General features: G+C 68.8%; 7 protein-coding genes and 2 pseudogenes. 5 read left to right on the top strand and 4 right to left on the bottom strand.

The window, feature by feature from the left end:
• A partial coding sequence (locus ASJ79_RS31140) for an MspA family porin (protein ID WP_197420251.1) occupies positions 1 to 126 on the top strand: 126 nt, incomplete at its 5' end.
• A 70-nt stretch (positions 127 to 196) separates the two neighbouring features.
• Here the strand turns inward: ASJ79_RS31140 and mscL are convergent.
• A complete protein-coding gene (mscL, locus tag ASJ79_RS16920) occupies positions 197 to 628 on the bottom strand; it encodes a large-conductance mechanosensitive channel protein MscL (RefSeq protein ID WP_067957349.1) in 432 nt (143 codons plus the stop codon).
• A gap of 373 nt (positions 629 to 1001) precedes the next feature.
• Between mscL and ASJ79_RS16915 the strand changes: the two genes are divergently transcribed.
• Positions 1002 to 1355: a hypothetical protein gene (locus ASJ79_RS16915; protein ID WP_067957357.1), complete on the top strand. Its 354-nt coding sequence runs from the start codon at positions 1002 to 1004 to the stop codon at positions 1353 to 1355.
• Between the two features lie 55 nt (positions 1356 to 1410).
• Here ASJ79_RS16915 and ASJ79_RS16910 read toward each other — a convergent pair.
• A pseudogene (locus ASJ79_RS16910) lies at positions 1411 to 1623 on the bottom strand (flagellar biosynthesis protein FlgA); the annotation flags it as partial.
• On the opposite strand from ASJ79_RS16910, the pseudogene ASJ79_RS16905 reads away from it, so the two are divergent.
• Positions 1612 to 2244, top strand: a pseudogene (locus ASJ79_RS16905) (SDR family NAD(P)-dependent oxidoreductase); the annotation flags it as partial. The pseudogenes ASJ79_RS16910 and ASJ79_RS16905 overlap by 12 nt on opposite strands.
• 43 nt (positions 2245 to 2287) lie before the next feature.
• The gene (locus ASJ79_RS16900; protein WP_067957346.1) at positions 2288 to 3478 is read left to right on the top strand and encodes an AI-2E family transporter; all 1191 of its coding nucleotides are present in this window, start codon (positions 2288 to 2290) and stop codon (positions 3476 to 3478) included.
• Here the strand turns inward: ASJ79_RS16900 and ASJ79_RS16895 are convergent.
• Together ASJ79_RS16895 and ASJ79_RS16890 are read right to left on the bottom strand one after the other, a co-directional pair.
• On the bottom strand, positions 3459 to 4256 hold the full coding sequence (locus ASJ79_RS16895; protein WP_067957343.1) for a dienelactone hydrolase family protein: 798 nt from the start codon (positions 4254 to 4256) through the stop codon (positions 3459 to 3461). The genes ASJ79_RS16900 and ASJ79_RS16895 overlap by 20 nt on opposite strands.
• A gap of 31 nt (positions 4257 to 4287) precedes the next feature.
• Positions 4288 to 5013 carry a DUF4245 domain-containing protein gene (locus tag ASJ79_RS16890; RefSeq protein ID WP_082753879.1) on the bottom strand — a complete coding sequence of 242 codons (726 nt, stop codon included), beginning with the start codon at positions 5011 to 5013 and terminating at the stop codon, positions 4288 to 4290.
• Positions 5014 to 5067: 54 nt separating this feature from the next.
• Between ASJ79_RS16890 and glpX the strand changes: the two genes are divergently transcribed.
• Positions 5068 to 5766: class II fructose-bisphosphatase (gene glpX / locus ASJ79_RS16885; protein ID WP_082753880.1), on the top strand; the 699-nt coding region annotated here is incomplete at its 3' end.

The following is a 5766-nucleotide window of genomic DNA, read 5'->3' as shown; positions in this document are numbered from 1 at the left end:
GTGTCCAACGCGCACGGCACGGTGACCGGTGCTGCCGGTGGTGTGCTGCTGCGTCCGTTCGCCCGGCTGATCTCGTCGACCGGTGACAGCGTCACCACCTACGGCGAGCCCTGGAACATGAACTGACACAAGGCTCTACAGAAACGGCCCCCGGCGTCAGCCGGGGGCCGTTTCCGCTTTCAGGCAGTCGTCGTTCTCATTGGTCGGAGTGGTTCTGCGGCACCTTGCCTGCGTGCCTGCCGACCTCGCCGTCCGCGTTGGCCCGCATCAGATCGCGGATCTCGGTCAGCAGCGTCAGCTCTGTCTCGGTGGACTCCACCTTCTTGTCGCGTTCCTTGAGCTTCTTGAAAGGCAGAACGATCACGAAGTAGATGACGGCGGCGACGATGAGGAAGTTGATGGCGGCCGACAACACCGCGTTCAGGTCGACGAACTGGTCACCCCCCAGCGGGATTCGCAGGATGCCGTACTCGGCGTCGGGACCCGCGCCGATCCGGTCGATGAGCGGTTGGATGACGTTCTCGGTGAAGGCGGTCACCAGCCCGGTGAACGCCGCGCCGATGACGACCGCGACCGCGAGGTCGATCACGTTCCCCCGCGCGATGAACTCCTTGAACCCTTTCAGCATTAGGGCCACACCCCTTTCGTTCCGGTTGACGAGCGGATCCTCGAAACTTAGCCGGTCCGATGGGCCCGCGGGCGGGCCTGGAGAAATGGCAGGATCACCGCCGACGCGGCCCTTCCTGCCCGGCGTTTCCGAAAAGCGTTGGGAGATACCGCATTCCGTCGCTGTGGGGGTTCCGGAGCGGCGATGGAGCACTACGTCGTCACGGTCGAAGGTGAACGTCTGCAGAACTCCCCGAAAACCGCTCGGACCTGCGCGGATCGCGCGCAAAACGAATCTGCCACTCGGGGCGCGGGCGGAAGTTTCGCCTGCTAGGCTGTGGAAGCCTGAAAACGTAACTAGGACACTTGTGTCCGTCTATCAAAGGGGAATGCTGATGGCCAAGCATGCCAAAGCGTCCACCCGTAGTTCGAAGAAGCTGGGTGTTCTAGGCCTTGGCTCGTTCGCCGTGGCCACAGCTTTCGCCGGACTCGGCACCGGGACCGCCAGCGCGGAAGTGGAAGAGGTCGGGCCGGGCCCGACGGTCACCAGCCGCCAGGCCACCGAGTTCTCGGTGGTCCGGATCAACGACTTCGGTGTCGCCCGCGGTATTTCTGAAGCCCGTGTCGCGGATGCCGGCATTGTCCACGCGGTCGGCGAGGTCCGCGACAGCGTCAAGGCTGTCGTCGGAACCACGTCGTCGGCTTTCGAGGGTGAGTGGCCCACCGGTCCCGGTATCGGCGACTGGTGATCTGACTGTCAGAATGCCGCCCCCGGGGTTTCCCGGGGGCGGCATTTTGTTGTGTCTAGTGCAATGTCAGCGTCACCGCGTGGACCAGGGCAAGGCCGGCGACGGACTTCGCCGCCGCGGCGGGCAACGCCACCAGGACGACACGACCCGAACCGCGGGTACCGACTCCGCCCTCCTTCGCGGACACCAGGACCACGACCGCGTCCGTGGCGATCAGACGCGCCTCGGCGGACCCGTCGGCGGGGGCGGCCACGATGTCGACGACGTCGTGGCGCGCTCGGGCCGGCTCGACCTGATGTTCAACAACGCCGGCATCGTGTGGGGAGGCGACACCGAGCTGCTGACCCTCGACCAGTGGAACGCGATCATCGACGTCAACCTGCGTGGTGTCGTCCACGGTGTCGCCGCGGCGTACCCACAGATGCTGCGCCAGGGCCACGGGCACATCGTGAACACCGCGTCGATGGCCGGGCTGGCCGCCGCCGGCCAGATCACCAGCTATGTCGCGACCAAGCACGCCGTCGTCGGGCTGTCGATGGCGTTGCGGTCGGAGGCCGTGCCGCGCGGGGTCGGGGTGCTGGTGGTCTGCCCCGCCGCGGTGGAGACCCCGATCCTGGACAAGGGCGCCGTCGGCGGGTTCGTCGGCCGGGACTACTTCCTGCAGACCCAGGGCGGCAGGGCCTACGACGCCGACCGGCTGGCCCGCGACACGCTGCGCGCGATCGGACGCGGCAAGGCGATCCTGGTCAAACCCGCTGCGGCCCAGGCGCAGTGGTGGTTCGCCCGGCTGGCTCCCGGGGTGATGAACCGGCTCTCGATGCGGTTCGTCGGCCGGCAGCGGTCCCGGCAGGTCGCGCGATACCCGACCGGTACCGCCGACAGCGGATAGGGTTGCGCTCGGCATCCGAACGGGCGGGGTCGGGAGGGCTTGCATGAGAGACGATTTCACGCTCACCCAGAAGCGCGCGCTGGCGGTGCTGACCGTGATCGCGCTGGCGTTCGGCGCGTACTTCCTCCGCACCTACGTGCTGCTCATCGCGATCGCGGCGGTGCTGGCCTACCTGTTCACCCCGCTGTTCACCCGGTTGCGGGCCAGGATGGGTCCCGGCGCGGCCGCGACGGTGACGCTGTTGGCGGCGATCGCGACGGTGGCGCTGCCGTTGTCGGGCGTGGTCTTCCTGGCCTTCCTGCAGATCAGTCAGATGGTGACGAGCATCGGCGACTGGGTCGAGCAGACCGACTTCACCGCGCTGGCACAACGACTGCTGGACTCGGCGAACGAGCTCCTGGCCCGCATCCCGTTCGTGGACGTCACGCTGACACCTCAATCGGTGCGCGACGCGCTGGCCACCGTCGGGCAGAAGGGCGGGGAGTTCGCGCTCAGCTTCGCCCGCGAGTCGGTGGGCGGCATCGTCGCGACGGTCACGGCGCTGATCATCTTCATCTACGTGTTCCTCGCGCTGCTGACCAACGGCACCAAGGTGCTCGACCTGTTCCGCGACCTGAACCCGTTGGGCGAGCAGGTGTCCGACATCTACCTCGCCAAGATCGGGGCGATGGTGTCGGCGACGGTGAAGGGCCAGTTCATCATCGCGGTGTGCCAGGGCGTCGCCGGCGCGATCTCGGTGTACCTCGCCGGCATCCACGACGGTTTCTTCATGTTCGTGATCTTCCTGACCGTGCTGTCGTTCATCCCGCTGGGCAGCGGCATCGTGACCATCCCGCTGGGCGTCGGCATGGCGGTGTTCGGCAACCCGGTCGGCGGCATCTTCGTCATCGTGTTCCACGTCATCGTCACGACGAACATCGACAACGTGCTGCGGCCGTTCCTGGTGCCCAAGAGCGCGCACCTGCATCCGGCGCTGATGCTGCTCGCGGTGTTCGCCGGGCTGCAGATGTTCGGGTTCATCGGCATCGTGCTGGGACCGGTGCTGATGATCGTGATCGTGACGACGATCAGCGTCTACCGGGTGGTGTACAAGGACGCGCCGGTGGAGTCGATCACCGGCACCGGCGGGGACCACTCCGACGACCGTGCGGCCCGCACGGTCCCGTGGTGGCGCCGGCTGCTGCCGGGCCGGCCGAAACCCGCGCCGGCGCCCGCTAAGTCAGCCGCTCCTTGAGGAATTCGACGACCCGACGGCGCGCCTCGTAGGCGGGATGACCGTCGCGCTCGATGACCTGATCGGTCAGCACCGAATGCGCCGCGCGCCCGATGCCGTCCGGATTTCCCGGCTTCGAGCTGATCTCGATCACCTCGAACGCGTCCCCGAGCCGCGCCTTGAGCGTGTTGAACCGCGCCGCCGGGGACATCAGATCCTCGCTGAACCGCAGGCCCAAGGCGCAGAGTCCCTCGTCGGCGGCGCGACGCTCGACGACCTTGAGTTCGGCCTCGGACAGACCCGGATCGCGCCGCTGTCCCGGTGTCAGCGGCAGCGGCAACGACGGCTGACTCATCACCGGTGCGAGCACGGCGTCGTCGACCGCGGCGGCCAGCGCGAAACCGCCGGTGAAGCACTGCCCGATCACGCCGACGCCCCTACCCGGCGTCGCGGCGTTCAGTTCACGCGCCAGCGCGCGCAGATAGTGCGCCACCGGCCGGTCGGCGTTGGTGGCGAACGCCGCGAACTCCTTGGCGATGCAGCCCTTCACCAGCGCCGGCACCGCGCCCGGCCCCAGCGCCGGTTTGCCCGGGGTGCCGAACAGCGACGGAGACCACACGGTGAAGCCGTTGTCCACCAGATGATTTCCGAGCGCGAGCACGCCGGGATGCAGACCGGGCATCTCCGGGATGAGCACCACGCCCGGGCCCTCGCCCTTGCGGTACACGTCATGGGTGTAGCCCGCCGCGGTGAACGGCTCGGCGGCCCACCCGCGCAGATCGGCTTCTGGTCCGCTCATGGCGTCTCCTCGGCTGCTCGACCGGCGGCGGTCAATCGACCGGCAACGGCCCCTGGGACTGGGTCGCGGCCGCCAGCGTACGGTAATCCTCCGGACCTGCGGCGCCACTCACGGCGAGTTGCGCCGGCCCGGTCGGGCCGCGGACCTGCGCGGTCCACACCGGCTCGTTGGGCTTGCCGTCGCTCTCACCGCCCTCGTAGACCACCCACCGGACACCGTCGACGTCCTGGACGCCGGTCGGCACCAGTTCAGGGCTGAACGTCGCGACGAGCTTGTCCTCGTCGGCATTGCTCTGGGTGATGCTCAGGTACATCCCGCCCGGGGTCAGATAGCCGACCACGGCGCCGACCGCGCGGACGGCCTGCCCGGTCACCGGGTCGGTGCGGCCGCCCTCGATGCCCTTGCGACTGCCCGAGTTGGCCTGCCAGCCGTCGGGCAGCTGCGGCACCCGGATCGGGATCTTGAGCGCGTCGGCGTCCGCCCGCAGCGCGGCGGGCGCGTCGTAGTCGGGTGCCGGTCCCGGCCCGGGACCCGTCGGCGCGAACGAGCACATGCCGAGCAAACCGGCCAGCACCAGGCAGGCCACCACGAGCGGGGCCATCGACCAGAACATGTCGCGGCCGTCCTGCAGCAGCCGCGACTTGGCCGGCGGCGCCACCGGCGTCACGACGTATCGGGCGGAATGCTCGTTCGCGGTATCGGAGTCACGCCCGGGGTCACCGGTGACCTGGTGCCCCGGCTCGGGCGGCGTCGTCATGCCCGCCAGTATCCCAGCTCCCGATTGCGAACCCGCTAATGGGACAATCTGCCCATGACTTCTCCGGATGCTTCTCGCGCCAGCGGCTCATCGACCTCCCGACGTGAAGCCCCGGACCGCAACCTCGCCCTGGAACTCGTCCGAGTGACCGAGGCCGGCGCGATGGCGGCGGGCCGGTGGGTCGGCCGTGGCGACAAGGAAGGCGGCGACGGTGCGGCCGTCGACGCGATGCGCGAACTGGTGAACTCGGTGTCGATGCGCGGCGTCGTGGTGATCGGCGAGGGCGAGAAGGACAACGCGCCGATGCTCTACAACGGCGAGGAGGTAGGCAACGGCGACGGCCCGGAATGCGACTTCGCCGTGGACCCGGTCGACGGCACCACGCTGATGAGCAAGGGCATGCCCAACGCGATCTCGGTGCTGGCGGTGGCCGAGCGGGGCGCGATGTTCGACCCGTCGGCCGTGTTCTACATGAACAAGATCGCGGTCGGCCCCGACGCCGCCGACGTCATCGACATCACCGCGCCGATCGCCGAGAACATCCGCCGCGTCGCCAAGGTCAAGAACTCCAGCGTCCGCGACCTGACCGTCTGCATCCTGGACCGTCCGCGCCACCAGGAGCTGATCGCCGATGTCCGTGAGGCCGGCGCACGCATCCGGCTGATCTCCGACGGCGACGTCGCCGGCGCCATCTCGGCCTGCCGGCCCAACTCGGGCACCGACCTGCTCGTCGGCATCGGCGGAACGCCCGAG

The sequence above is a fragment of the Mycobacterium sp. NAZ190054 genome (assembly GCF_001545925.1).
Classification (GTDB): Bacteria; Actinomycetota; Actinomycetes; order Mycobacteriales; family Mycobacteriaceae; genus Mycobacterium.
The sequence above is the reverse complement of the archived record's forward strand: the minus strand, read 5'-3'. Positions and strand labels throughout refer to the sequence as shown.

Bases quoted from the DNA above. Each gene is read 5' to 3' on its own strand.
- ASJ79_RS16915 (WP_067957357.1), top strand. From the start codon at position 1,002: ATGGCCAAGCATGCCAAAGCGTCCACCCGTAGTTCGAAGAAGCTGGGT.
- mscL (WP_067957349.1), bottom strand. From the start codon at position 628: ATGCTGAAAGGGTTCAAGGAGTTCATCGCGCGGGGGAACGTGATCGAC.
- ASJ79_RS16890 (WP_082753879.1), bottom strand. From the start codon at position 5,013: ATGACGACGCCGCCCGAGCCGGGGCACCAGGTCACCGGTGACCCCGGG.
- ASJ79_RS16900 (WP_067957346.1), top strand. From the start codon at position 2,288: ATGAGAGACGATTTCACGCTCACCCAGAAGCGCGCGCTGGCGGTGCTG.
- ASJ79_RS16895 (WP_067957343.1), bottom strand. From the start codon at position 4,256: ATGAGCGGACCAGAAGCCGATCTGCGCGGGTGGGCCGCCGAGCCGTTC.